Genomic DNA, 24164 nt, shown 5'->3' with positions numbered 1-24164 from the left:
ACACAGGCCGGCTGGGTGCCGGAGGCCGAGGCGGAGGACGACGCCGAGGACATGCCGCTCTCCATGCGGCTGTCGATAGCGGACACCCTCACCCTCGGTAACGCCACGTGCGGATTCATGGCGGTGTACTTCACCACCACCGGAATCCTCATCCCGCACCTGACGGGCAGCGACGAGAGCGGCATGGCCCGGCACTCCGCGGCCACCGCCGTGATCCTCATGCTCATGGCCGCCATCTTCGACCTGTTCGACGGACTCGTGGCCCGCAAGCTGCGCTCGTCGCCGATGGGTGCCGAGCTGGACAACCTCTCGGACCTGGTCAGCTTCGGGCTCGCCCCGGCCTACTTCGTGCTCGTCTACGGCATGGTCGCGGACGACGCACACCAGCGGGTCTCGGCGCTCGCCGCGATCGTGGTCCTGCTGGCGGTGGTCCTCAGGCTGGCGAGATTCTCCTGCGTGACCTTGAAGGACGGCATGTTCCAGGGCATGCCGAGCCCCTTCGGAGCGCTCACGGTCATCTCGATCGTGCTCCTGGAGCTGCCCTTCGTGCCGACGCTGCTCGCGATCATCGGAGTGGCGTGGCTGATGGTCAGCCGGGTCGAGTACCCCAAGCCGCGAGGTGTCCTCGCGGTGGCGATGCTCGGCTGGATCGTCGCCGCGATGGGGCTGCTGGCCGGATGGGCCTTCGACGCCCCCGGCGGTCAGCTGCTCCTCCAGACCGGCTGCGCGCTCCAGGTGGTCCTGGGAGCGGTCATCCCGCTCTTCGCGACCGCCCGCCGGGTGAACAGCTTCCGCGACAACCGGCGCGAGGCACGGGCAGCACAGCTGCCGTAGCCGCACAGCACAGCAGGACGAGGGCCCGGATGCTCCCCGGCATCCGGGCCCTCGTGCGTCCGGAACCGGCTCCCCGCATCCACCCGTACGGGAACTTCTCCCCTGCCGTGCCGGACCCGGCGGTACGGTGCCGAGGGGGCCGGCCGGGACGTGGCGGGCCCGGGGAGGGGTACCGCCGCGGATGTCGGACTGGCCACTGGCGATCGGTGTGCTCTCCACACTGACGATGCTGTTCTACTTCTGCGCCGGTGACCGGTTCGTCGCCGTCGCGGGCGGCCGGATGCCCTGGGGCATGCTGGGGTTCGTCGTCTCGCAGCTGGTGGAGCAGGGCGTGTGGGTCTTCCCCGGCGCCACCCCCTCCTGGTACGGCCCGTCGACCTACGTGGCGGCGACGGTGTCCGGCGCGGCCTCCCTGCTGCGCATGGCCCCCAGCAGTCCCCAGCAGCGGGCCAACCCGGACCACGACCCGCTGGGGGCGTCCGAACAGGCGGCCCGGGGCCGGGAGCGGCTGCGGGAGTACGCCGCGTCCGACGACCTGACCGTCCTGGACCACGCAGTCGACGGTCTGCGCACCGCCGTCCGCAAGAGCCTGGGACACGGCTCCCACCCCGGTTACGTCACCGAGCTCGTCAAGGCCCTGCGGATGCGCTACGAACGGCTCGGCCGGATCCAGGACCTCGACGAGGCCGTCGGCGCCGGCGAGGGGGCCGATCCGGCCAGGGCGCGACGGGCGGTCCGGGCCCGGCTGCTCTCCCAGCTCGGTACCGCTCTGCGGCTGCGCTACGACCACCTCGGCGCGGCGGACGATCTGGCCCGGGCCGTCGCCGCCGGCCGGGAGGCCGTCGGGCTGGTCCCGCCGCGCAGCCCGTACTACCCCGGCACCTGCGGCCACCTCGGTGCCTCGCTGCACAGCGACTTCCTGCGCACCGATGACCTCGACGTCCTGGAGGAGGCCGTGACCCAGGTGTCGGCGGCGGTGAAGTGGGCCGACGGGCGCGGCTACCGGCGCGCGGCGGACCGGGCCACGCTGTGCCATCTCCTGGTGCAGCGGGGGCAGCGGACCGGCGGCATCGGCGACCTCGACCGGGCCGTGAAGCTGGGACGGGAGGCGCTGGAGAGCACCGAGCCGGGCGAGGCGCTGTACGCGACGTCCCTGAGCAATCTCGGCCTGGCACTCCGCACCCGCAACGCCATGGGGCCGGGCGCGTCCGGCACCGGTCCTTCGCCGTCCACGGCCGATCTGGACGAGGCGGTCGACCTGAGCGGCCGCGCTCTGCGCACGGCCCCGGCGGACGCCCCCGAGCAGGCGGTGTTCCAGGTCGTCGCGGCGCTGGCCCTGCGGGACCGTGCCCGGTACGACACGGACCGGGACCGCGGGCCCGCCGGGGACGGAAGGCTGGGCGCGGCCCTCGACGCGGCGCGGGCGGCGGCACTGCACACGCGGGCGGACGTGCCGACGCGGCTGCGGGCCGGGCTGCTGTGGAGCGACATCGCGGCCTCGGCGGGCCGGTACCGGGACGCGGTGACGGCGTTCGAGACCGTGATCGCGCTGCTGCCGCGGCTGGCCGGCCGGGAGCTGCGCCGCGCCGACCAGGAGGACCGGCTCGGCCGCCACACCGGCATCGCGGCGGACGCCGCGGCGTGTGCCCTCGCCGAGGGCGCGCCGGAGCGGGCGGTCGCGCTGCTCGAACAGGGGCGCGGCGTGCTGCTGTCGCGGGAACTGGATCTGCGGGCCGACATCCGGGAGCTGCGGGCCCGCGATCCCCGGCTGGCGGACGAGTTCGAGGAGCTGCGGGCGGCACTGGCCGAGGGGCATGGCGGGCGGCCGCCGGCCGGCGCACCCGCCGCGTCCCCGGCCGCGTCCTCCGCCGGTCTCCGCTCCCGGCGCCGTGCGCAGGGCGAGCGCTGGGACGAGCTGCTGCGGGAGATCCGTGCGCTCGACGGGCTCGCGGAGTTCGCGGGGCCGCCCTCCCCGCAGCGGCTGGTCGCCGGGGCCGCGGAGGGGGCCGTCGTCTATCTGAACGTGAGCCGGTACCGCTCCGACGCCGTGATCATCGCGCCCGACGGCATCCGGTCCGTCCCCCTGCGGGTCACCCCGGACGACGCGGGGCACCGGCAGCGGGCCCTGGACGCCGCGCTGGACCGCCGGCGCTCCACCGCCGAGGGGGAGAGGGCCGCGGCCGTGCACGAGGTGCTGGGCTGGCTGTGGGACGCCGTGGCCGAGCCGGTGCTCGGTGCGCTGAAAGACCTGCACGCCGCGCACGGCGGGCCGGGGCTGCCCCGGGTGTGGTGGGTGCCGACCGGCGCCCTCGCGCTGCTGCCGGTGCACGCGGCGGGGCATCGCGACGGCTCGCGCTCCCTGCTGGACCGGGTGATCTCGTCCTACACCCCGACGGTACGGTCGCTGGCCACGGCCCGCGCCGCGCGCGCCGCCCCCGTCGGCCTCCCGGTGCCCCTCGCCGTCACGATGTCCCGCACTCCGGACGCCGCGCCGCTGGCCGGCGCCGAGGCGGAGGCGCGCATGGTGTGCGGCCTCTTCCCGGACACCGTGCGGCTCACCGACGAGGACGCGACGCGGGAGCGGGTGCTGCGGGAACTCCCGCACCACGCCTGGGCCCATTTCGCCTGTCACGCGGTGGCCGACCGCGACGTCCCCTCGCGCGGCGGGCTGCTCCTCCACGACCACCTGCGGAGTCCGCTGACCGTCGAGGACGTGTCGGGGCTCGACCTGGGACATCCCGAGCTCGCGTATCTGTCCTCGTGCGAGACGGCACGCACAGCACCCCGGCATGCGGACGAGGCGATCCACCTGGCCACGGCGTTCCAGCTGGCGGGCTACCGCCAGGTCGTCGCCACGCTCTGGCCGGTCCGGGACGAGGTCGGCTCGGTCTTCGCCGAACGGGTCTACACGGAACTCGCGGGCTCGGTACGCTCCGGCGCCCCGGTCGACGCGGCGGCCGCCGTGCACCGCGCGACCCTGGCGGTCCGCGAACTGTGCCCGAACCGTCCGCAGTTCTGGGCCAGCTATCTGCACGTGGGGTGCTGAGGCCGGCTCGGGCCCGGGGGCTACCCGGAGGCGTCGGCGCCGCTCGTCCCGGGCTGCGGTGCCGGTTCCGGGGGCTCGGGGGCCGGGCCGGTGTCCTGCCGGGGGACGGAGACTCCGGCCGGGTCCGAGGGGCCCCGGGTGGGTTCGGCCACGGTGGCGCTGGGGGTGTAGCCCCGGTGGTCCCCCTCGCCCCGCGCGGCCAGTGCCTTCTCGAAGGCGGTGAGTTCGGGTTCGTCGGGACGGGACGCGGTCATGTCGGCTCCTCGCCGGATCGGACGGCCGGGACGGCCGTCGTCGTGGTGCCGGGCGGCGGTGCGGCGGCGGGCCGGTGGAGAAGTTCCAGTACGTCGGTGTCCGCCGCGCGTATGTGCAGACCGGCGCTGTCCCGGACGGGCCGGACGAAGCTGCCGTCCGCCCTCATCAGCCAGGCCGATTCGAGGTGGATCTCGGGGGGCTGCGGATACGAGGTGGCGTACGAGCTGTTCCCGTACCAGCCGCCCACCCAGGCCCCGTCCCGCATCCGCATGCGGACGAAGCAGGGTCCCGCGTCGCGGAACAGGTGGTCCCACGCGGTGGGCGTCGAGCCGTAGCGCGCGGGCCGCAGACGGCGCTGCCACCAGGTGACGCCCCCGGCCGCGGCGGCCGGTACGACGACGAACAGGGCGAGTCCGAGCAGTCCGGCCGGCCGGGGCTGCCGGGCGACGGCCTCCCAGCCGCCCGCGCCGGAGTGCCGGGCGAACCGGACCAGCTGCGGCCCCGCCGCGACCAGATACAGGGTGTCGAGGACGACGGAGGCCGCCACGGCCCGCAGCACCCGCTCCCCCAGGTCCCGTTCGCCCGGGACCGGGCCGCGAAGGCGCTCGCGGAGGAACTGGTAGGTGACGCCCGGCAGGACGACGAGCACCAGCAGCATGACCTGGAGCACGGTGGAGGGGGACTGTCCCATCACATGCCCCGCAGCCCCTCGGAGGGATCGTGCGCGATCAGCCGGGCCCGGCGAGCCCGGACGGCCAGGACCGCGGCCGCCACCCCGGTCGAGATCGCCACCCAGGGTCTCGCCGCCACGATCCAGTCGGCGGTGACCTCCTTGTTGGCGAAGGCCAGGGCCACCAGCACCCCGCAGACCATCCAGAGGACGCCGGACATCACATGGGAGGCCGTCATCTCCAGGAGCAGCAGCAGGGCGCCGAGCAGGGCCGTCACGGCGACCGCCATCGTGAACGGGTCCTCGCCGAGGAGCACTCGGTACTCACCGATGTTCAGCAGCGTGAACACGGCAAGCCACTTGGTCCGGCCGAATCCGATGAGGGGCGACAGGACGACGAGCGCGAGCACCAGCCCGTACACCACCTGCTCCGGAACATGCATGATCCGTGCCTCCCCCCGCTGTCCGTAGTCGATCGGCGGTCAATTGCCTTACGGACAAGGCTAGTCGTGCCACCGCTCCATCGCGGTCGCTCATTCGGGTGAATACCGAGCACGGGTACGGGAGCCGGTGTGCGCGGTCGTGACCAGGGGGCGCGTGCTCCGTACCGACCGGGTGGCCGGGAGCACGGAGTGAGTACGTGTACCCACTCCCCCGGTACGTCCCGGCTCCTGGAATCACGGCACTTGCCGGTTCGGGGGACGGGGGTCCATGAGATGGCGCATGCGACGGGAAGACGGCGCACGGGGGCGTTGGCGGTGATCTCGGTGGCGGCCGCGCTGCTGACGGGATGCGCGGAGAAGCAGGCCGGGACGGAGGGCGCCCCGGCGCCGAGGACGTCCGCGCCGGTGAGCGGGAAGGAGTCGCCGGGGCCGTCCGGCACACCCGGTTCCGGTCCGACGACCAAGCCCGGCGAGCTGCCGGACGCGTACGACTTCACGCCCGACCCGGCCAGGGTGCCCAAGTCGGCTCCGCAGGCCCGGACACTGCGCCGGGCGGTGCTGGGACCGGACGACTGGACCGCCGGCATGGCCGTGCACCGGCCGTACGAGAGCAGCGGCACCTGGACGGTCATCTCAGCCGGATCTTCCTCTGCGCCCGTCCCAACGACGCGATGCAGATGCTGCCGGTGTCCCAGTACCTCGGCGCGCACGGCCTGGACGACATCGCGCTGGTGGACAACGGGACGGAGTACGGCAGACAGGCCACCCGGTTCCTGAGTGAGGCGTTGCGGGGCAACGGCCGTACGGTGCGCGCGGAGACGGTGCGCACGGACGCGCGGGACGTCGGCGCGGTCGCGGCGCGGATCGCGGCGGGCCGGCCCGGGGCGGTGGTGCACGGCGGTGACTGGCAGGACGCGGCACGGTTCGCGCGGGCGCTGTCGGCCGCGGGGTACCGGGGGCCCCGGATCGCCACCCAGGCGGTGCACGATCCGCGGTTCGTGCGGGAGGCCGGGGCGGCGGCAGAGGGCTGGCTGGTGGTGTCCACCTCGGCCGATCCGGCGACGGTGCCCTCGGTGCGCCGGTTCGCGACGGCGTTCCGCAGGCGGTTCGGTGCGGCTCCGCCGCTGTTCGCCGCGGAGGCGTACGACGCGGTGGGGCTGATCTCCGCGTGCGCCGGAGGGCTGGGGCGGGACCGGGTGACGCGGCAGGACCTGCTGCCGGTGCTGCGGACCAACACGTTCAAGGGTGTGTCCAGGAGCTATGCCTTCGAACCGGCGAACGGGATGTACGCCGGGACGGGCGTGTTCATCTACCGGGTGGAGCGGGGCCGGTTCGGCTTTCTGGGCATGGACGGCCGGAGGGTCTGACCGGCCGTCACTCTCCGCGACCCGCAAACCACTTGCACCGAGCCTGTGGTCCGTCGCGCGGATTTCCCGCCCAATCCCCGCACTTCACGCATTCCTGACAGGTTTACGTCACAAATTTTAGCTGCGAGAGCGGAATCTTGCGCAGCGCCGTGGACTTCCTTGCGGAGGTACTCCTAGCCTGTGGGGCGTCCGAAGAGCCCCCCGCGAGCCGCAAGGACGACATCCTCGTGACGCCACCACCCAGACGCCCCCTGCTCAGACGATCCGTGTCCGCCTCTCTCGCGCTGGCGGTCGCCGCGTTCGGCACCGCCGCCGCCGTGGTCCTGTCCAGTGCTCCGGCCGCCCAGGCGGCGGGAGTTCCCGCCCCCTCCCCCGTGGCGGTCCCCGGTCGCGGTGCGACCGTTCCGTTCAAGGAGCAGGAAGCCGAGTACGCCGCCACCAACGGCACCCTGATCGGCCCGAACCGGCTGTACGGCACGCTGCCCTCCGAGGCTTCGGGCCGGCAGGCCGTGACCCTCGACGCGGTCGGTGAGTACGTGGAGTTCACGCTCACCGCACCCGCGAACGCCATGTCCTTCCGGTACTCGCTGCCGGACAACGCCGCCGGATCGGGCCGGGACGCCTCGATCGACGTGACGGTGAACGGAGCATCGCCCAAGGCGGTGCCCGTCACATCGAAGTACGGCTGGTACTACGGCGGTTACCCCTTCAACAACAACCCGGGCGACACCAACCCGCACCACTTCTACGACGAGGCCCGGACCATGTTCGGGTCGACCCTCGCCGCCGGCACGAAGGTCCGGCTGCAGGTCTCGTCCACCGCCGCCTCACCGTCGTTCACCATCGACCTGGCGGACTTCGAGCAGGTGGCCGCGCCCACCGCCAAGCCCTCGGGCGCGCTCGACGTCGTCGCCGACTTCGGTGCCGACCCGACCGGGACCGCCGACTCGACCGCCAAGATCCAGGCGGCCGTGGACGCGGGCAAGGCACAGGGCAAGGAGGTGTACATCCCGCAGGGCACCTTCCAGGTCCGCGACCACATCGTGGTGGACAAGGTGACGCTGCGCGGCGCCGGGCCCTGGTACTCCGTGCTGACGGGACGCGACCCGGTGAACCGGAGCAAGGCGGTCGGCGTCTACGGCAAGTACGCCCGGGACGGCGGCAGCAGCAATGTGACGCTGAAGGACTTCGCCATCATCGGCGACATCCGGGAGCGCGTGGACGACGACCAGGTCAACGCCATCGGCGGCGCCCTGTCGAACTCGACGGTCGACAACGTCTGGATGCAGCACACCAAGTGCGGCGCCTGGATGGACGGCCCGATGGACAACTTCACCATCAAGAACAGCCGCATCCTGGACCAGACCGCGGACGGGGTGAACTTCCACTACGGAGTCACCAACTCCACGGTCACCAACACCTTCGTCCGCAACACCGGTGACGACGGTCTGGCGATGTGGGCGGAGAACATCCCGAACGTGAAGAACAAGTTCACGTTCAACACCGTGATCCTGCCGATCCTCGCCAACAACATCGTCACGTACGGCGGCAAGGACATCACCATCTCCGACAACGTCATGTCGGACACCATCTCCAACGGCGGCGGGCTGCACATCGCCAACCGCTACCCGGGCGTCAACTCCGGTCAGGGCACGGCCGTCTCCGGTGTCACCACGGCGGCGCGCAACACCCTGATCCGTACCGGGAACAACGACTACAACTGGCAGTTCGGCGTCGGAGCGATCTGGTTCAGCGGACTCAACGAGCCGATCAACGCCACCATCAACATCTCCGACAGCGAGATCCTGGACAGCTCCTACGCCGCGATCCACCTCATCGAGGGTGCGACGAACGGGCTGCACTTCGACAACATCAAGATCGACGGCGCCGGCACCTACGCCCTCCAGATCCAGTCGCCGGGCAAGGCCACCTTCAACAACGTGGTGGCCACGCACATCGCGCAGTCCAACCCGATCCACAACTGCGTGGGCAGCGGCTTCGAGATCACCCGCGGATCCGGCAATTCCGGCTGGTACGCGGACCCGCCGGCCTGCACCGGCACCTGGCCGACCCCGGTGTGGACCAACGGCGGTGTGCCGGGCGGCGGCAGCGGCCCGACGGACCCGCCCACGGACCCGCCGACCGACCCGACCGACCCGCCGACCGACCCGCCCGCCGAGACGGGCAACCTCGCCCAGGGCCGTAACGTCACCGAATCCGGTCACGCGGACGTGTACAGCGCGTCCCGTGCCGTGGACGGCGACGCGAACAGCTACTGGGAGAGCACCAACCACGCCTTCCCGCAGACCATCACCGTGGATCTGGGCGCCGCGAAGGCCGTCAAGCGGCTGGTCCTGAAGCTGCCGCCGGCGGCCGCCTGGTCCACCCGCACGCAGACGCTGAGCGTGTCGGGCAGCACCGACAACAACACGTTCAACTCGCTCAAGGCGTCGGCGGGTTACACCTTCGATCCGTCGAGCGGAAACCGGGCGACGGTCACCCTGCCCGGTACCTCGGCCCGCTATCTGCGGCTGACGTTCACCGGCAACACCGGGTGGCCCGCCGCCCAGCTCTCCGAAGTGGAGGCCTACACCAGCTGACGGAACGGACGAACGACCGCCGGGCGGCACGCGTGACGCGTGCCGCCCGGCGGCTTCGGCCTTCGTGCCGTGGCTACTTCAGCGTGTAGGACTTCGCCGCCGGTGCCGCCTGGGCCGGCCGGACGACCTTGAGGCCGCCGGGGGTCTTGGCGTCCGGCTTCATGATCACGCTCTCCCGGGTGGAGGGCGCGGCCGGGTCGGAGAAGTTGTGCGACATCCCGAAGTCGCTGCCGAAGTCCGTGATCGTCAGCAGCGCCTTGTCGATGCCCTCACGGGTGAGGTCCTTGGAGGTGCAGGCCTTCTTCAGCGCCTCACCGAACAGGCTGGCCGCGTTGTAGCCCGCGATGACGCCGTTGTCGAGGCCGTCCTTCGGGTACGCGGCCCCGTACTCCTTGGCGAGCTTCGCAGGGCCGGCGCCCGGGTCACCGATCGGGAGGGTGGACGCGGCGACGTAGTAGTCCTTCGTCAGGGCCGGTCCCGCCTGCGTCTTCAGCAGCTGCGGTGCGTACGCCGAGTTGTTGCCGACGACCGGGACCTTGAAGCCGGTGGCCGCGGCGACACCGACGAGCGAGGCCGCCTGGCGCGGGCCGGCGCTGATGACGACGGCCTTGACGCCCGCCTGCTTCAGCGCGGCGACCTGCGCGGTCATGTCGTTGTCGGTGGGCTTGATCTTCTGCTCGACGACGGTGAGACCCGCCTGCTGCGCCGCGTACTTCGAGCCCGCGAGCGCGTTCTCGCCGTAGTCGCCCTCGAAGTAGACGTGCCCGATCTTGTCGCCCTTGGCGATGCGCTTCTCGGCGAGCAGGTAGTCGATCGCGTTGATCGTCTCGACGTCGTACGTGGCACCGATGACGCGGACGTACTTGCTGCCGAGCAGATTCGCCGACCAGGCCTGCGGCAGGACGAGCCCCTTGTCCTGGCCGTCGATGCGCTGCTCGACCGCCGCCACGAACGGCGAGCCGATGAACTGGACGAAGCCCAGCACCTTCGGCGCCAGCTCGGTGTACCCGGCGATGGCCTTCTGCGGATCGTATCCGTGGTCGCGCACGGTCAGTTCGACCTTGCGCTTGCAGATGCCGCCCGCGGCGTTGGTCTGCTTGACCCAGAGCTGCTGGGCCTGGGTGACGCTCTTGCCGAGCGAGGCGTAGACCCCGGTCATGTCGGTGAGCGCGCCCAGCGAGATCACCGAGTCGGTGACGCCCACGCCGGTCTTCACACCGCCCTTGTCCTGGGCTCCCTCGTCGGAGGACTTGGCCTTCTCGCTGCAGCCCACGAGGGTGAGGGTGAGGGCCGCGCACACGGCCCCGAACACACGCAGTTTCATTTCTTCTCCCCTGAATTCTTCATCAGACGTGTCAGGCCGCCGGGCAGGAACAGAACAGCCGCGACCACCGCGGCGCCGTACAGGTAGCGCGACGCCTCGCCCGGTGCCAGACCGCCCGTACCGGGGGCGGAGACCAGGGGCAGGGAGTCGCTGTAGTGGGTGAGCAGCTGCGGCAGCAGCGAGACGAACGCGGCCCCGACGACCGCTCCCGCCACGGTGCCGAGCCCGCCGATGACGATCATGGCGAGGTATTCGAGGGACAGGACCATGCCGAAGTACTCGGGCACGGTCCGCTGGAAGACCAGCGCGAGCAGGACGCCGGCGAGGCCCGCGTACATGGAGGACAGGACGAAGACGCCAGCCCGGTAGCGGGCGACGGGTACGCCCATCACCCCGGCCGCGATGCGGTGGTCGCGGATGGCGTTGAGCGCCCGGCCCGGCCGCCCGCGCAGCACTCCGCGGGCGAACAGGCCGCTCAGGAGCAGGGCGAGCAGCGCCGCGTACCAGAGCTTCTCGGAGGACTGGAACGGCACCGCGGCCACCATCACCTCGGTGTCGTCGAAGTCGAAGCCGAAGAGCGAAAGGGGCGGCACGGCACGGCCGTTGAAGCCGCCGGTGAGCGAGCCCGCGTTGAACAGCACGTGCTGGCCGATGAAGATCAGCGCCAGCGTGGCGATGCCGAGGTAGGCGCCGCGCAGCCGGCTCGCGATGGGGCTGAACAGCCCGCCGGCGGCTCCCGCGAGGAGCACGGCGAGGACGGCGGCGAGCCAGCTGGGCAGGCCGAGCCCGGAGAGCTCGTGCCCGTTCTCCGTACTGCTCTCGCCGGCCAGTACGCAGTACCCGTACGCGCCGACGGCGAGGAAGAAGGCGTGCCCCATGGAGAGCTGGCCGGTCGCGCCGGTGAGGAGGTTGAGGCCGATGGCGCCGATGGCGGCCGCCATGGCGAAGAGTCCGGCCTGGAGCCAGAAGCGGTCCAGGTAGAACGGGAACGCGAGCAGCAGCACCGAGCCGACGGCCCAGAGGTAGGTACGGGGGTGGCGCAGCCGGGCGGCGAGTGCGGCGGCCGTCGCGGGCGGTGCGGTCGTGGTCTCAGACACGGGCGAGCTCCTTCGTACCGAAGAGTCCCGCGGGCCGCAGGAGCAGCACGATCACCATCACCAGGTACGGGGCGAGGTCGCCGATGCCGCGGCCCAGGAAGGAGAGGTCGCTCTGGTAGCCGGTGGCGAGCGATTCGGTGACGCCGACGATGAGTCCGCCGGCCAGGGCCCCGGTCGTCGAGTCGAGTCCGCCGAGGATGGCGGCGGGGAAGGCCTTGAGGGCGGCGAGTGAGGTGGCCCGTTCCAGGCCGGGTGTGGGGAAGACGGTGAGGAAGAGCGCGGCGACCGCGGCGAGCGCCCCGGCCACCGCCCACGCGGCGAGGGAGACCCGGCCGAGTTTGATCCCCATCAGGGCGGCGGTCTGCGGGTTCTCCGCGGCGGCCCGCATCGACACCCCCCAGGAGGTGAACCGGAAGGCGAGCAGGAACACCGTGATGAGGAGGGCGGCGGCGACGAAGGCCGCGACCCGGGTCTGGGCGAGGGTGACGTCGCCGATGGTGATGACGCGGTCGCCCCAGGGGTCGCCGAGCGAGAGCACCTCCGTGCCCATGCGGCGGGTGAGTTCGGTGGTGAGGAGGATGTCGACGCCGATGGTGACGATGGCCAGGACGCTGTGGTCGCTGCCCCGGTAGCGGCGCATCACCAGGAACTCGATGGCCGCTCCGACGACGGCGGCGCCCGCGATGCCGACGGCGAGCGCCGGCCAGAAGCCGATGTCGTCGTGGAGCACGGCGGTCACGTAGCCGCCCGCGAGCAGCAGGGAGGCGTGGGCGAAGTTGACGACCTCGGTGGCCTTGAAGATGACGACGAAGCCGAGCGCGATCAGCGCGTAGACCGAGCCGATGGAGAGGCCGCCGAGGAGGAGTTCGATGAAGGTGGTCATTCCTGTGCCCCCAAGTAGGCCTGGACGACGGCCGGATCGTTCTGGACCTCGGCGGGGGTGCCGTCCGCGATCCTGCGTCCGAAGTCGAGTACGGTCACGGCGTCCGCGAGCCTCATGACCACGCCCATGTCGTGTTCGACGAGCACGATCGAGATGCCGAGGCTGTCGCGCACCCCGGCCACGACCGCTGCGGTGCGCCGCCGTTCGTCGGCGGTCATGCCGGCGACGGGTTCGTCCAGGAGGAGGACCTGCGGCTCCATGCAGAGCGCCCGGCCGAGCTCGACGAGCTTCTGCTGCCCGTAGGGAAGCGCCCCGGCGGGCCGGTCCAGTTCCTTCTCCAGTCCGATGAATTCGGCGATCTCGCGGACCCGGTCCAGATGACGCCTGGCCTCGCGGGCGGCTGACGGCAGCCGCAGCCCGCTGGCGAGGAACCCGGCGCGGGTGAGCCGGTGCCGGCCGAGCAGCAGGCTGTCGGCGACGGTGGCGTGCGGGGGCAGCGCGAGGTTCTGGAAGGTACGGGCGACGCCGAGTTGGGCGATCTTGTGCGGGGCCAGTCCGGTGAGCTGGGTGGTACCGAGATGGACGGTGCCGGATGCCGCCCGGTAGACCCCGGACAGCACGTTGAAGCAGGTCGACTTGCCCGCCCCGTTGGGGCCGATGACGGCGTGCACGCTGCCCGGCTCCACGGTGAAGGAGATGCCGTCGAGCGCGGTGAGCCCGGCGAAACGGACGGTGACGTCACGGACCGCGAGCGCGGCCGGGGCGGTTGCGGTGCGGGGTGCTTCCTGCGCCGTCGTCATGCGGACCACCTGCTCAGGGTGCGTACGGACCCTGCGGCCCGGTCCGCGTCGGCGGCGGCCGTCTCGTCGACGACGCCGAGATAGCGGCGGCGCACCTCGTCGGAGGCGGCGAGCTCGTCGGCCGGCCCCTCCAGGGTGACCTCGCCGACCTCCAGGACGTACGCCGTGGAGGCGAGCCTGAGCGCGATCGCGGCGTTCTGCTCGACGAGCAGGACCGAGGTGCCCGACGCGTTGATCTCCTGCACCGTCTCCGCGATGCGCTGCGCCATCAACGGGGCCAGCCCGAGGGACGGTTCGTCGAGGAGCAGCAGCCGCGGCCCGGCCATCAGGGCCCGTCCCATCGCCAGCATCTGCTGTTCGCCGCCCGACAGCAGCCCGGCACGCTGGTGCGCGCGCTGCGCCAGTACGGGGAACAGTTCGTGCACGCGGGCCAGCGCGGCGGCCGCCGTCTTGCGGCCGCCGCGGGCTCCGAGGGCGCCCGCCCGCAGGTTGTCGGCCACCGTCATCCGGGCGAACACCTGTCGGCCTTCCGGCACTTGGACCACTCCGGCGGCCACCACCTGGGCGGGGCGCAGCCCGTCCAGGCGGCGGCCGTCGAAGCTGACGGTGCCCGTGCCCGTCCCGCGGTGGAAGCCGAGGGTCCGCGAGATGGCCCGCAGCAGCGTGGTCTTCCCGGCCCCGTTGCCGCCGAGTACGGCGGTGATCGCGCCGGCCGGCACATCGAGGGAGACGTCGCGCAGGGACCGTACGGGGCCGTAGCCCACGGACAGCGCGCGGATCTCTAGCGTTGCCATGCGTCCTCCTCCTTCCGCCTTGTCATGGAATCGACGCGTCGATTCGTGGTGCGCAGGGGTCCCCGGCCCGGCCGTGGCCGACGGTCTCCGCCTGTGCCTGCCTGTGCCCGCCCTGTGCGCTGTGGGGCCACAGACCAGCAGGGGCCGGGCCGTGCGTCCACGGTCACCGGCCGAAACGCTGCGGGTGCCCCGCGCGGAGGGCCGCTGGTTGTGCACGCGCACAGAGGCGGGCCGGGTGTGCTCGCCCCGGGGCCGGACGGGTGCCATCCTCACGACGGGTCCGGTGGGCCGGGCCCGGGCCCTGAGCACGGATGCGGCCCCGGGGCGCGCGGAGAACGGAGCGGGGATGCGGCAGTGCGGGGACGAGCGGGAGTGGGCGCTGCTCGACGCGCTGCTGGAGGACGAGCGGGGGCCGGATCTCGTCACCCTGGCCGGCGCGGTCCTGGGGCTGCCGGAGCGGGGCCGGTACGCGGTGGCCGTCGTCCCGGTGCACGAGGGCGCCGGCCCCAGGACCGCCGGCGCGCAGGGGATGCGGTTCCTGTGGCGGTCGCGGCCGGACCGGGAGATCGCGGTGGTGGTCCTGGGTGACGCGGATCCGGCCGCGGTCGCCGCGCTCCTGCGGGACGGGGGTCCGGGTCCCGGTGGCGTCAGCCCGGTGGTGGAGGGGCTGTCCGGGCTGGGCGCGGCCCGGCGGCTGGCCGATGCGGCGCTGCTGACGTGCGGTCCGGGCGGGGACGAGGCCGTCTGCCTGGCCGGCCGGGTCCCGGCGGCCCTGGTGGCGGGTCAGCCGGAGCTCGCGGCCTATCTGGCCACGGACGTCTTCGGCCCGCTGCTGGCCCGCGACCCGGCGTACCGGGCGCTGCTGGTGTCGACGCTGGACGCGTGGCTGGAGTGCGGGGGGTCGGCGGGGCGGACGGCGGTACGGCTGTGCTGCCACCGGAACACGGTGCTGAACCGGTTGCGGCGGCTGGAGGAGCTGACGTCACGGTCCCTGTCGCGGCCGCGCGAACTGGTGGAACTGATGCTGGCTCTGGACGCGGTACGGCTGCTGCCGGGGGCGGCACCGCTGTGAGGAGCGGGGGTCCGGGGGCGGAGCCCCCGAAGGGCCCCGCCCCGTCACCTCACCTCACCTCAGCGCAGGAAGTCCCGGGCGATGGACTCCGCCACCCGCTCCAGCAGCGGCCCCGCCTCGGCCATGCACACCGCGGGATCCGGCTCCAGCTCCGTGAGCGCGTACGCGCGGCGGATCCCCGCGCGCCCCAGCGCCTCCGGTGCCAGCGCCAGGCGGCCGCAGACCGCGACGACCTCGATGCCCGCCGCACGGGCCGCCGCGGCGACCCCGGCCGGGGCCTTGCCGTGCAGCGTCTGTTCGTCGAGGGACCCCTCGCCGGTGATGACGAGCGTGGCCCTGGCCAGCGCGGGTGCGAAGCCGAGGACGTCGAGCATCACCTCGATCCCTGGCCGGAACCGCGCACCGAGTGCGACCAGTGCCCCGTACCCGATGCCGCCCGCCGCCCCGGCGCCCGGCTGCTGTGCCTGCTCCGGCCCCAGCACGGAGGCGTAGTGGGCGAGCGCCGCGTCGAGCACCGCGATGTCGTCCTCGGTCGCGCCCTTCTGACGCCCGTAGACCTCGGGGGCGCCCTTGGGACCGGTCAGCGGGTTGTCGACGTCGCTGGCGAGGATCAGGTCGATGTCGCCGAGCCGCGGGTCGAGCCCGGAGAGATCGGCCGTGGCCAGGTCGGCGAGGCCGCCGCCGCCGGGGCCGACGGGCTTGCCGTCCGCATCCAGGAACCGTGCGCCGAGCGCGGCCAGCATGCCCGCCCCGCCGTCCGTGGTCGCGCTGCCGCCGACGCCGAACACGATGGTCCGGGCGCCCGCCTCCAGCGCGGCGAGCAGCAGCTCGCCGGAGCCGTACGTGGTGGCCGTGAGCGGGGCGAACACGCCCGCCGGCAGATGCTGGAGGCCGGAGGCCTCGGCCATCTCGACCACGGCGGTGGTGTCCCGCACCGCGTACGCCGCGGTCACGGGGTCGCCGAGCGGCCCGGTCACCCGCGCCTCGCGGCGCTCGAATCCGGCGGCCACCGCGGCCGCCACCGTGCCGTCGCCGCCGTCCGCCACCGGCAGGGTCTCGACCCGCACCTCGGGGGCGACGCGCCGCAGCCCGGCCGTCACCCGCTCGGCGACCTGTACGGCCGTGAGCGAGCCCTTGAACTTGTCCGCCGCGACGAGCACGCGTGCGGTCTCCATCACTGCTCCGTCCGTCACCTTGATTCCCTTTGCTTTCGAACAGGCAGTCGCGCCGCCCCGACCCTATCCGCAGCACCCCCTCCCTGCCCATGGGTGTCCGTGCCCTGGACCTGCGGCGCCTCGCAACTACGCTGCCCGGTGTGACCACCAACGACTACGCCACATACATCGCGGGCCTCCCCAAGGTCCTGGCCGGCGCGGCCTGCGTCTTCCGTGACGGACGGGGCCGGGTGCTGCTCGTCGAGCCGAACTACCGGGAGGGCTGGACGCTGCCCGGCGGCACGATCGAGTCGGCGGACGGCGAGACCCCCCGGCAGGCCGCCCGGCGCGAGTGCCTGGAGGAGATCGGTCTAGACCTGGAGCCGGGCCGGCTGCTCGCGGTCGACTGGACGCGCGGCAGCGCACGGCCGCCGATCGTGGCGTACATCTTCGACGGCGGGGTCCTGGGCGAGGAGCAGCTGAAGGCGATCCGGATCCAGGAGGAGGAACTCCTGTCGTGGAAGCTCGTCGAGCCCGCGGACCTGGAGAGTCATCTGCCCGGCGCGGTCGGAGGCCGGGTGCGGGCGGCGCTGGGCGCCCTGGAGTCCGGAGCGGGCCCGGTGGAGCTGGTGGACGGCGGCCCCGTCGGCTGAGTCGCCGGCGCGGCTGATGCCGGTGGCCGCCGGACCAGCTACCCCTCGGCGTCCGGACCGTCCGCCTTGTGGCGTTGGTAGTAGCGGGCCACCCGTGCCCGGTTGCCGCAGCGTGCGGCCGAGCACCAGCGGCGGCGCGGGTGGGCGGGGACGAACAGCATCGTGCAGTCCGCCGCCTCGCACTCGCGGACCCTGCCGATCGCCGGGTCCGCCAGCAGCCCGGCCGCGTCCCCGGCGAGCGCCGCGGCCACCCGCACGCCGAGCGGACCGGTGCGTCGGGGCGTCACCACGACCGCGGTGCCGTCCCACTCCGCGTACCGCACGGCGGGGGCGGCGAGCTGCGCCTCGTTGAGTCCGCGCAGCGCCGATGCCGGGGGGCGCTCGCCCCGGCGGGCCGCCGCGACGGCGAGTGCCGCGTGCGCCCGGACCGCCCGCACGGCCGCCACATCCTCCTGGGTCACCGCCTGCTCCCCGGCCGCCCCGGGCAGCCGCTCCCCCTCCAGGGCCAGCCAGGCCCGCAGGCCGGCCGGGTCGGCCAGGTGATCGACCGGCGGACCCTGCGCCGCGTGCGGAAGCGTGTTGAGCAGGTCCAGGGCGAGGGGTTCACCGGTCAGGGGCTCAAGACCATTCATGCCACTAATGCTAACTCACACCCTTGACGCATTAGATCTCCCTGGCATAGAACTAATGCATCAGCACACCAAGGAGGCATGTGAACATGGCGATTCAGGTGGTTGTTCCGCACATCCGTCACCGGCACACCGAGGTCGACGGCGTCCGTGTCTTCTACCGCGAGTCGCTCCCGGCCGTCGGGGGCGACGACGCCCCGGTGCTGCTGCTCCTGCACGGCTTCCCCTCGGCCTCGCACCAGTTCCGCCGCCTGATGGACGCCCTCGGCGCCCACTTCCGCATCGTCGCCCCGGACTACCCGGGCTTCGGCCACAGCGACGTCCCCGGGTCCTCGACCACCGGCGGCCCGTTCACGTACACCTTCGACCGCCTCGCCGACATCACCGAGGGCTTCGTGCGGCAGCTGGGCCTGTCCCGCTTCGTGATGTACGTGTTCGACTTCGGCGCCCCCGTCGGATTCCGGCTCGCCACCCGCCACCCCGAGTGGATCGCCGGCCTGGTGGTGCAGAACGGCAACGCGTACGAGGAGGGGCTGTCGCCGCAGGCCCGCGACTTCATCGCCCTCCGCCCGGAGCAGCCCGGCGCCGCCGACACGGTGCGCTCGCTGCTGACCCTCCCGGCGACCCGCGGCCAGTACGAGGGCGGGACCGCCGATCCGGAGCTGGTGGCGCCGGACGGCTGGACCCTGGACCAGCACTTCCTGGACCTCCCGGGGCGTACGCAGCCGCAGCTGGACCTGGCCTTCGACTACCACTCCAACGTGGCGCTCTATCCGCGGTGGCAGGAGTGGCTGCGCACCCACACCCCGCCGGCGCTCATCGTCTGGGGCACGGGCGACATGTTCTTCCCCGAGCCCGGCGCCCGCGCGTATCTGCGCGATCTGCCGGACGCCGAACTGCACCTCTTCGGTACCGGGCACTTCGCCCTGGAGGACCACCTGCCGCAGATCGCACCGCTCGTCGCCGGTTTCGTGGACCGCGCCTGGGCGGCGGCGGACCGGCCCGGAGAAGCACGTGGCATCCGGGTGCGGTAACGTTGACGGCTGCGAAGGGGAGTAGCCCTGCAAACCGGTCGTCGACACACTGGAACCTCCGGGTTCCCGGTGGCCGGGCTCGTGGATCATGACGGGCGGGCGAGACCTTCGGTCAGGTATGACACGCCCACGCCCCGTGGGCGGTGCCGTCATGCCGGGCCGAGTGGTCCTCCGAAAAGCCCGAGCGGCACTTCGCGGAAGATCCGGGGCCCGGCTCCAACAGAAAGCCACCCGGAATGCATCTCGACCCCCTGGCGATCATCACCGCTTTCGGGCTGATCTTCCTCGCGGAACTCCCCGACAAGACGATGTTCGCGTCGCTGGCCATGGGCACGCGCATGCGCCCGCTCTACGTCTGGTTCGGCACGTCGTCGGCGTTCATCGTCCATGTCGCCATCGCGGTCGGGGCGGGCGGCCTGCTCGGTCTGCTGCCCGGCTGGATCGTCAAGCTCGTCTCCGCCGCCCTGTTCGCCTTCGGCGCGTTCATGCTCCTGCGGGCCGACGCGGGCGACGACGAGGACGAGGACGGCCCCAAGACGGTGACCGGCTTCTGGCCGGTGTACTCGACCGCCTTCATGGCCGTCTTCATCAGCGAATGGGGCGACCTCACCCAGATCACGACGGCCAACCTGGCCGCGAGCAACGGCGCCTGGTCCACCGCGATCGGGTCCGCCGCCGCCCTGATGTCCGTATCGGCGCTGGCGCTGCTCGCGGGACGCTTCATCGCCAAGCGCGTGCCGCTCAAGACGGTGCAGCGCATCGGCGGGCTGTGCATGCTGGGGCTGGCGGTCTGGACGGTCGTGGAGATCTTCGTCGGCTGATCCGGCCGCGATCGGAACGCGTACGGGGAAGGGCTCCGCGCAGCTGCGCGGAGCCCTTCCCCGTACGCCGTACCCGACTAGAAGAGTGCCGGAGCGCTGTCCTGCGTACCGTTCTCGAAGGCCAGCAGGCGCTGCTTGCGGTCGAGGCCGCCGCCGTAGCCCGTGAGGCTCCCCGAGGCCCCGATCACCCGGTGGCAGGGCACGATGATGCCGACCGGGTTCTTGCCGTTGGCCAGGCCCACCGCGCGGGAGGCGCCGGGCTTGCCGAGGTTCTCGGCCAGCTCCCCGTACGAACGGGTCTCGCCGTACGGAATCCGCCGGAGCTCGGCCCAGACGCTGCGCTGGAACGGGGTGCCGTCCAGATGCAACGGGAGGTCGAACTCCCGCAGCTCACCGGCGAAGTAGGCGTCCAGCTGCTCGACGGTCTCGTCGAAGGGGCCCGGGTCGGCCTCGCCGAAGGTCTCCTCGGGCGGCCGGTGCCGCTGATCGGTCATGTACAGGCCGGCGAGAACCCGGTCGGTGGCGACGAGGGTCAACGGGCCGTAGGGGCTGTCGATCACGGTGTGCTGCCGGGACCGCTGGACCGCTGTGGTGGTGCGCATCGTGGTCACGAGGAACTTCCTTGTGCGGGAAGGTGGTTGATGGGGTGGTCGTCGACGGTCCACAGATACTGGACGGCGTACGCCCGCCAGGGCCGCCAGCTCGCGGCGCGTGCGGTGAGCGCGGCGGGGGTCGAGGGCAGGCCGAGCTGCTCGGCGGCCCGCCGGATGCCCAGGTCGGTCGGCAGGAAGGCGTCCGGGTCGCCGAGCGCCCGCATGGCGATGACCTCGACGGTCCAGGGACCGAATCCCGGCAGCGCGTCCAGTTCGGCCCGCGCCGTCTCCCAGTCGGTGTCGGTGCCCAGCCGCAGCGAGCCGTCCGCCAGCGCCCCGACGAGCGTGGTCAGCGTCCGGCGGCGGCTGCGGGGCAGGGCCAGCTGTTCCGGGTCGAGTCCGGCCAGCGCCTCCGGGGCCGGGAAGAGATGGGTCAGCCCGCCCTGGGGGTCCTCGACGGGTGTGCCGTGGGCGGTGACCAGCCGGGCCGCGTGGGTCCGGGCCGCGGCGGTCGACACCTGCTGGCCGAGCACGGCCCGGACGGCGAACTCCGCACCGTCGACCGTCCTCGGCACCCGGCGCCCCGGCGCCTTGTCCACCAGCGGGGCGAGCAGCGGATCGGAGCGCAGCTGCTCGTCGACGGCGACCGGGTCGGCGTCCAGGTCCAGCAGCCAGCGGCAGCGGCTGATGGCGAGGGTCAGATCACGCGGGTCGGTGAGCGAGAGCCGGCAGGCGATGTGGTCGGGGCGCGGGGTGAGGGCGACGATGCCGTGCCCGTGCGGCAGGTCGAGCGTGCGCCGGTAGGCCCCGTCGCGCCACTCCTCGACGCCCGGGACGGCCGTCGCGGCGAGGTGCCCGAAGAGGTTGCTGGGGTTGAGCGGGGCGCGGTACGGCAGCCGCAGCGCTATCACGCCGGGGGTGGCGGGCGGCCGGGCCGACCGGGCGGCGCGGCTGCGCAGCTCCCCCGGCGCCAGGGCGAAGACCTCGCGCACGGTGTCGTTGAAGGTGCGGATCGAGGAGAACCCGGCGGCGAACGCCACTTCGGCCATGGGCAGCCCGGTCGTCTCGATGAGCACCCGCGCGGTCTGCGCCCGCTGCGCCCGGGCCAGCGCGAGGGGCCCGGCGCCCAGCTCGGCGAGCAGCTGCCGCTCGATCTGCCGGGCCGAGTACCCGAGCCGGGTGGCGAGGCCCGGGACGCCCTCCCGGTCGACGACGCCGTCCCGGATGAGGCGCATCGCGCGGGCCACGGAGTCGGCGCGCGCGTTCCACTCGGGCGATCCGGGGCTGGTGTCGGGCCGGCACCGCTTGCAGGCCCGGAAGCCGGCCTGCTGACAGGCCGCGGCGCTCGGGTAGAAGGTCATGTTCTCGACCTTGGGCGGCACGACGGGACAGCTCGGACGGCAGTAGATCCGGGTGGTCAGGACCGCCGTGAAGAACCAGCCGTCGAACCGGGAGTCCTTGGACTTGACGGCCCGCACGCAGCGCTCGGTGTCGGTGTGCATGGTTCAAGCATGGGGCACGGCAGGAGGCCGGGCTGGCGGAAATCCGACATCAGCGTCCCACTGCCTGGGCCCGGGCGGGCTCCGGGTCATGAGTTGACATGCGGAGCCGCGGTGAGAGGCTTGGAATGCCGGACAGCTCGCCACGCAGGGCAGGCAGGGAAGAGCAAGGGAGAGCCGCCATGACGGATGCGTCGTCCACGCCGATCTGTTCGCATCTGGACCAGGTCAGGCGTGTCACCCCGGCCAGCCCCGACTCCTGCCCGGAGTGTGTCGCACAGGGTGACAGCTGGGTTCATCTGCGCGAGTGCCCGAGCTGCGGCCACATCGGATGCTGCGACTCCTCCCGCAACCGGCACGCCACCGCGCACCATGACGCCACGGGCCACCCCCTCATCCGCTCCTACGAGCCGGGCGAGACGTGGTGGTGGTGCTACGAGGACCAGGTGACGTTCGACGTCGACGGTGCCGGCCCCGCCCGGGAGGCCTGAGCGCGCCTCCGGAGCATCAGGCCTGCGCCGCCAGCGCCTCCTCGAACTCCACGTACGCGTGCGCGTCGAACAGCACGAACCGCACCTCCTCGACGGGCGCGGCGGCCTCGGCGAGGACCGTGCGGACGGCGATGCGGGCGCCGTCGTCCATCGGCCATCCGTAGATGCCGGTGGAGATCGCGGGGAACGCGATGGTGCGCGCCCCCAACTCCTTCGCCACCCGCAGGGCTTCGCGGTAACACGACTCCAGCAGGGCCGAGCGGTCCTCGGCGCTGCTCCACACCGGGCCGACCGTGTGCACGACCCAGCGGGCGTCGAGCTTCCCCGCGGTGGTGGCGACGGCCTGGCCCGTGCGCAGTCCCTTGCCGTACTTCGAGGCACGCAACTCCCGGCACGCGGCGAGGATTTCGGGTCCGCCCCGGCGGTGGATCGCGCCGTCGACCCCGCCGCCGCCGAGCAGAGAGGAGTTCGCGGCGTTGACGACGGCGTCGACGGACTGCTGGGTGATGTCGCCCCGTACGAGGGTGACGGTGACGGCGGAAGATGTGCGCATGCGGACATCATGCCGTCACACGCGGCCCACGGGTGGCCCAACGCCCGCGCCGCGCGCGTCAACGGCGCCCGGACGGCCCCGATTCCCGCAGCCGCCGCCATACGGCCTTCGCCGCATGGTGACCGGACATGCCGTGCACACCGGGTCCCGGCGGGGTCGCCGACGAGCAGATGTAGACCGACGGATGAGCGGTGGCGTACGGCACCCGGGCCAGCTTGGGCCGGATCACGGTCTGCAGCCCGGAGAACGCGCCGCAGGCGATGTCGCCGTCGACGTAGTTCGCGTTGCGCACGGCGAGTTGGGGCGGGCCCGACACCGCACGGGCCAGCACCACGTCACGGAACCCGGGGGCGAAGCGCTCCAGTTGGCGTTCGATGACCTCGGTGGCGTCGCCCTCCCAGCCCGCCGGGACGTGTCCGTACACCCAGAAGACGTGCGTGCCCTCGGGGGCGCGGGAGGGGTCGGTGAGGCTGGGCTGGGCGGTGATCAGGAACGGCACGTCCGGGTCACGGCCCGTGACGGCGGCGCGCAGGGCGGAGTCGATCTCACCGGCCGTGGGGCCGATGTGGACCGTGCCGGCCCGGCGGGCCTCCTCCGCGGTCCAGGGGACGGGCCCCGACAGCGCGTAGTCGATCTTGAAGCAGGAGGCGCCGTACCGGTAGCCCCGGTAGGCGTGGCCCAGCCCGGCGATCCTGGCCAGGGCGGTGGGCGAGGTGTCGAAGACGTAGGCGCGGGCGGGCGGCAGCTCGTCCAGCCGCTTGACCTCCGTACCCGTCCGGATGACACCGCCCTGTTCCCGGAGGAACGAGGCGAGGGCGTCGGAGATGGCCTGGGAGCCGCCGCGCGGCACCGGCCAGCCCTTCTCATGGGCGGCGAGGGCGAAGAGCAGGGCGATTCCGCCCGTGGCGAGACCGCTGGTGGGGGCTATGGCGTGGGCGGCCAGTCCGGCGAAGAGGCCGCGCGCCTTCTCGCTCCGGAAGCGGCGGGACAGGAGCGTGGCGGGCTGGATCGCGTCGAGCCCGAAGCGCACCCAGCGGTACGGGTCGCGGGGCAGTCCGTCCCACGGGGTGCGCAGGAAGTCCTGGGCGAGGCTGTCCCAGTGGCCGACGAAGGGTGCGACGAGTCTGCGGTAGGCCCCCGCGTCCTGCGGTCCGAGCGCCATCGCCGTCTCCCCCACCGAGGTGGCCAGCACGGCGGCGGAGCCGTCCGGGAAGGGGTGGGCCAGGGCGAGCCGCGGCTGCAGCCACTCCAGGCCGTGCCGGGCGAGCGGCATCGCGTCGAAGGCGGGCGATCCGATGCCCAGCGGGTGGACCGCCGAGCAGGGGTCGTGCCGGAAGCCCGGCAGGGTCAGTTCCTCCGTACGGGCTCCGCCGCCGACGGCCGGTCCGGCTTCGAAGACCTCCACGGCGAAGCCACGGCGGGCCAGTTCGGCTGCGGCGGTCAGTCCGTTGGGGCCTGCCCCCACGACGACGGCATCGAGCATCGACGGCACCTTCGGACTCCTTTGTCAGCCGACGGTCTGAACACCAGGATATTCGCAGGCGCCGACAGT

At 72.9% G+C, this 24164-nt stretch carries 23 protein-coding genes; 9 read left to right on the top strand and 14 right to left on the bottom strand.

The annotated features are described in order from the left end of the window. The first annotated feature begins 15 nt into the window (after window positions 1–15). Together pssA and OG408_RS33125 are read left to right on the top strand one after the other, a co-directional pair. Window positions 16–834: a CDP-diacylglycerol--serine O-phosphatidyltransferase gene (pssA, locus tag OG408_RS33130; protein WP_266786573.1), complete on the top strand. Its 819-nt coding sequence runs from the start codon at window positions 16–18 to the stop codon at window positions 832–834. A gap of 181 nt (window positions 835–1015) precedes the next feature. Then, window positions 1016–3880 carry a CHAT domain-containing protein gene (locus OG408_RS33125; protein WP_326673510.1) on the top strand — a complete coding sequence of 955 codons (2865 nt, stop codon included), beginning with the start codon at window positions 1016–1018 and terminating at the stop codon, window positions 3878–3880. 20 nt (window positions 3881–3900) lie between these two features. On the opposite strand, the gene OG408_RS33120 is transcribed toward OG408_RS33125, so the two are convergent. The 3 genes from OG408_RS33120 to OG408_RS33110 are packed head-to-tail and all read right to left on the bottom strand — an operon-like array spanning window position 3901 to window position 5248. After that, entirely contained in the window at window positions 3901–4134 is a 234-nt protein-coding gene (locus OG408_RS33120) for a hypothetical protein (protein ID WP_266784918.1), read from the bottom strand. Beyond that, window positions 4131–4826: a DUF6338 family protein gene (locus OG408_RS33115; RefSeq protein WP_326673509.1), complete on the bottom strand. Its 696-nt coding sequence runs from the start codon at window positions 4824–4826 to the stop codon at window positions 4131–4133. Before OG408_RS33115 ends, OG408_RS33120 begins: the two co-directional genes overlap by 4 nt. After that, window positions 4826–5248 (bottom strand): hypothetical protein, encoded by a 423-nt coding sequence (locus OG408_RS33110; RefSeq protein WP_266784914.1) that lies wholly within the window; start codon window positions 5246–5248, stop codon window positions 4826–4828. Before OG408_RS33110 ends, OG408_RS33115 begins: the two co-directional genes overlap by 1 nt. Window positions 5249–5595: 347 nt before the next feature. Between OG408_RS33110 and OG408_RS33105 the strand changes: the two genes are divergently transcribed. Continuing rightward, window positions 5596–6615: an ABC transporter substrate-binding protein gene (locus OG408_RS33105; protein ID WP_326673508.1), complete on the top strand. Its 1020-nt coding sequence runs from the start codon at window positions 5596–5598 to the stop codon at window positions 6613–6615. A 227-nt stretch (window positions 6616–6842) separates the two neighbouring features. Then, window positions 6843–9215: a discoidin domain-containing protein gene (locus OG408_RS33100; protein ID WP_266784909.1), complete on the top strand. Its 2373-nt coding sequence runs from the start codon at window positions 6843–6845 to the stop codon at window positions 9213–9215. Between the two features lie 73 nt (window positions 9216–9288). On the opposite strand, the gene OG408_RS33095 is transcribed toward OG408_RS33100, so the two are convergent. The 5 genes from OG408_RS33095 to OG408_RS33075 are packed head-to-tail and all read right to left on the bottom strand — an operon-like array spanning window position 9289 to window position 14113. After that, window positions 9289–10539 carry an ABC transporter substrate-binding protein gene (locus tag OG408_RS33095; protein ID WP_266784907.1) on the bottom strand — a complete coding sequence of 417 codons (1251 nt, stop codon included), beginning with the start codon at window positions 10537–10539 and terminating at the stop codon, window positions 9289–9291. Further along, entirely contained in the window at window positions 10536–11636 is a 1101-nt protein-coding gene (locus OG408_RS33090; protein WP_266784905.1) for a branched-chain amino acid ABC transporter permease, read from the bottom strand. The genes OG408_RS33095 and OG408_RS33090 overlap by 4 nt, the downstream gene beginning before the upstream one ends. Further along, window positions 11629–12519 (bottom strand): branched-chain amino acid ABC transporter permease, encoded by an 891-nt coding sequence (locus OG408_RS33085; protein ID WP_285565123.1) that lies wholly within the window; start codon window positions 12517–12519, stop codon window positions 11629–11631. Before OG408_RS33085 ends, OG408_RS33090 begins: the two co-directional genes overlap by 8 nt. Continuing rightward, window positions 12516–13319, bottom strand: a complete 804-nt coding sequence (locus OG408_RS33080) for an ABC transporter ATP-binding protein (RefSeq protein WP_266784901.1) — start codon at window positions 13317–13319, stop codon at window positions 12516–12518. Before OG408_RS33080 ends, OG408_RS33085 begins: the two co-directional genes overlap by 4 nt. Further along, entirely contained in the window at window positions 13316–14113 is a 798-nt protein-coding gene (locus OG408_RS33075; RefSeq protein WP_326673507.1) for an ABC transporter ATP-binding protein, read from the bottom strand. The genes OG408_RS33080 and OG408_RS33075 overlap by 4 nt, the downstream gene beginning before the upstream one ends. A 346-nt stretch (window positions 14114–14459) precedes the next feature. Between OG408_RS33075 and OG408_RS33070 the strand changes: the two genes are divergently transcribed. Further along, the gene (locus OG408_RS33070; RefSeq protein WP_285565125.1) at window positions 14460–15185 is read left to right on the top strand and encodes a PucR family transcriptional regulator; all 726 of its coding nucleotides are present in this window, start codon (window positions 14460–14462) and stop codon (window positions 15183–15185) included. A 59-nt stretch (window positions 15186–15244) separates the two neighbouring features. Here OG408_RS33070 and OG408_RS33065 read toward each other — a convergent pair whose 3' ends face one another. Then, a complete protein-coding gene (locus OG408_RS33065) occupies window positions 15245–16360 on the bottom strand; it encodes a glycerate kinase (RefSeq protein ID WP_266784895.1) in 1116 nt (371 codons plus the stop codon). Window positions 16361–16500: 140 nt separating this feature from the next. Between OG408_RS33065 and OG408_RS33060 the strand changes: the two genes are divergently transcribed. Continuing rightward, window positions 16501–16992: an NUDIX hydrolase gene (locus tag OG408_RS33060; protein ID WP_326673506.1), complete on the top strand. Its 492-nt coding sequence runs from the start codon at window positions 16501–16503 to the stop codon at window positions 16990–16992. Window positions 16993–17030: 38 nt separating this feature from the next. Here the strand turns inward: OG408_RS33060 and OG408_RS33055 are convergent, their stop codons facing one another. Further along, window positions 17031–17624 (bottom strand): CGNR zinc finger domain-containing protein, encoded by a 594-nt coding sequence (locus OG408_RS33055; protein WP_326673505.1) that lies wholly within the window; start codon window positions 17622–17624, stop codon window positions 17031–17033. An 86-nt stretch (window positions 17625–17710) separates the two neighbouring features. Between OG408_RS33055 and OG408_RS33050 the strand changes: the two genes are divergently transcribed. Next, a complete protein-coding gene (locus OG408_RS33050) occupies window positions 17711–18655 on the top strand; it encodes an alpha/beta fold hydrolase (protein ID WP_326673504.1) in 945 nt (314 codons plus the stop codon). A 236-nt stretch (window positions 18656–18891) separates the two neighbouring features. Continuing rightward, window positions 18892–19476 carry a TMEM165/GDT1 family protein gene (locus tag OG408_RS33045; RefSeq protein ID WP_266784888.1) on the top strand — a complete coding sequence of 195 codons (585 nt, stop codon included), beginning with the start codon at window positions 18892–18894 and terminating at the stop codon, window positions 19474–19476. A 77-nt stretch (window positions 19477–19553) separates the two neighbouring features. Here OG408_RS33045 and OG408_RS33040 read toward each other — a convergent pair whose 3' ends face one another. Both OG408_RS33040 and OG408_RS33035 read right to left on the bottom strand, forming a co-directional pair. Then, the gene (locus OG408_RS33040) at window positions 19554–20078 is read right to left on the bottom strand and encodes a methylated-DNA--[protein]-cysteine S-methyltransferase (RefSeq protein WP_266786571.1); all 525 of its coding nucleotides are present in this window, start codon (window positions 20076–20078) and stop codon (window positions 19554–19556) included. A gap of 5 nt (window positions 20079–20083) precedes the next feature. After that, entirely contained in the window at window positions 20084–21571 is a 1488-nt protein-coding gene (locus OG408_RS33035) for an AlkA N-terminal domain-containing protein (RefSeq protein ID WP_326673503.1), read from the bottom strand. A 179-nt stretch (window positions 21572–21750) separates the two neighbouring features. Here OG408_RS33035 and OG408_RS33030 point away from each other — a divergent pair, with 179 nt between their 5' ends. Then, on the top strand, window positions 21751–22059 hold the full coding sequence (locus OG408_RS33030; RefSeq protein WP_266784885.1) for a UBP-type zinc finger domain-containing protein: 309 nt from the start codon (window positions 21751–21753) through the stop codon (window positions 22057–22059). Between the two features lie 16 nt (window positions 22060–22075). Here OG408_RS33030 and OG408_RS33025 read toward each other — a convergent pair whose 3' ends face one another. Continuing rightward, window positions 22076–22612 (bottom strand): O-acetyl-ADP-ribose deacetylase, encoded by a 537-nt coding sequence (locus OG408_RS33025; RefSeq protein WP_285565127.1) that lies wholly within the window; start codon window positions 22610–22612, stop codon window positions 22076–22078. A 58-nt stretch (window positions 22613–22670) separates the two neighbouring features. After that, the gene (locus OG408_RS33020) at window positions 22671–24104 is read right to left on the bottom strand and encodes a phytoene desaturase family protein (RefSeq protein ID WP_326673500.1); all 1434 of its coding nucleotides are present in this window, start codon (window positions 24102–24104) and stop codon (window positions 22671–22673) included. Window positions 24105–24164 lie beyond the last annotated feature (60 nt).

It is taken from the genome of Streptomyces sp. NBC_01257 (assembly GCF_035917255.1).
Lineage (GTDB): Bacteria > Actinomycetota > Actinomycetes > Streptomycetales > Streptomycetaceae > Streptomyces.
Note: the sequence above shows the minus strand (reverse complement) of the source record. Positions and strands in the feature narration are given on the sequence as shown.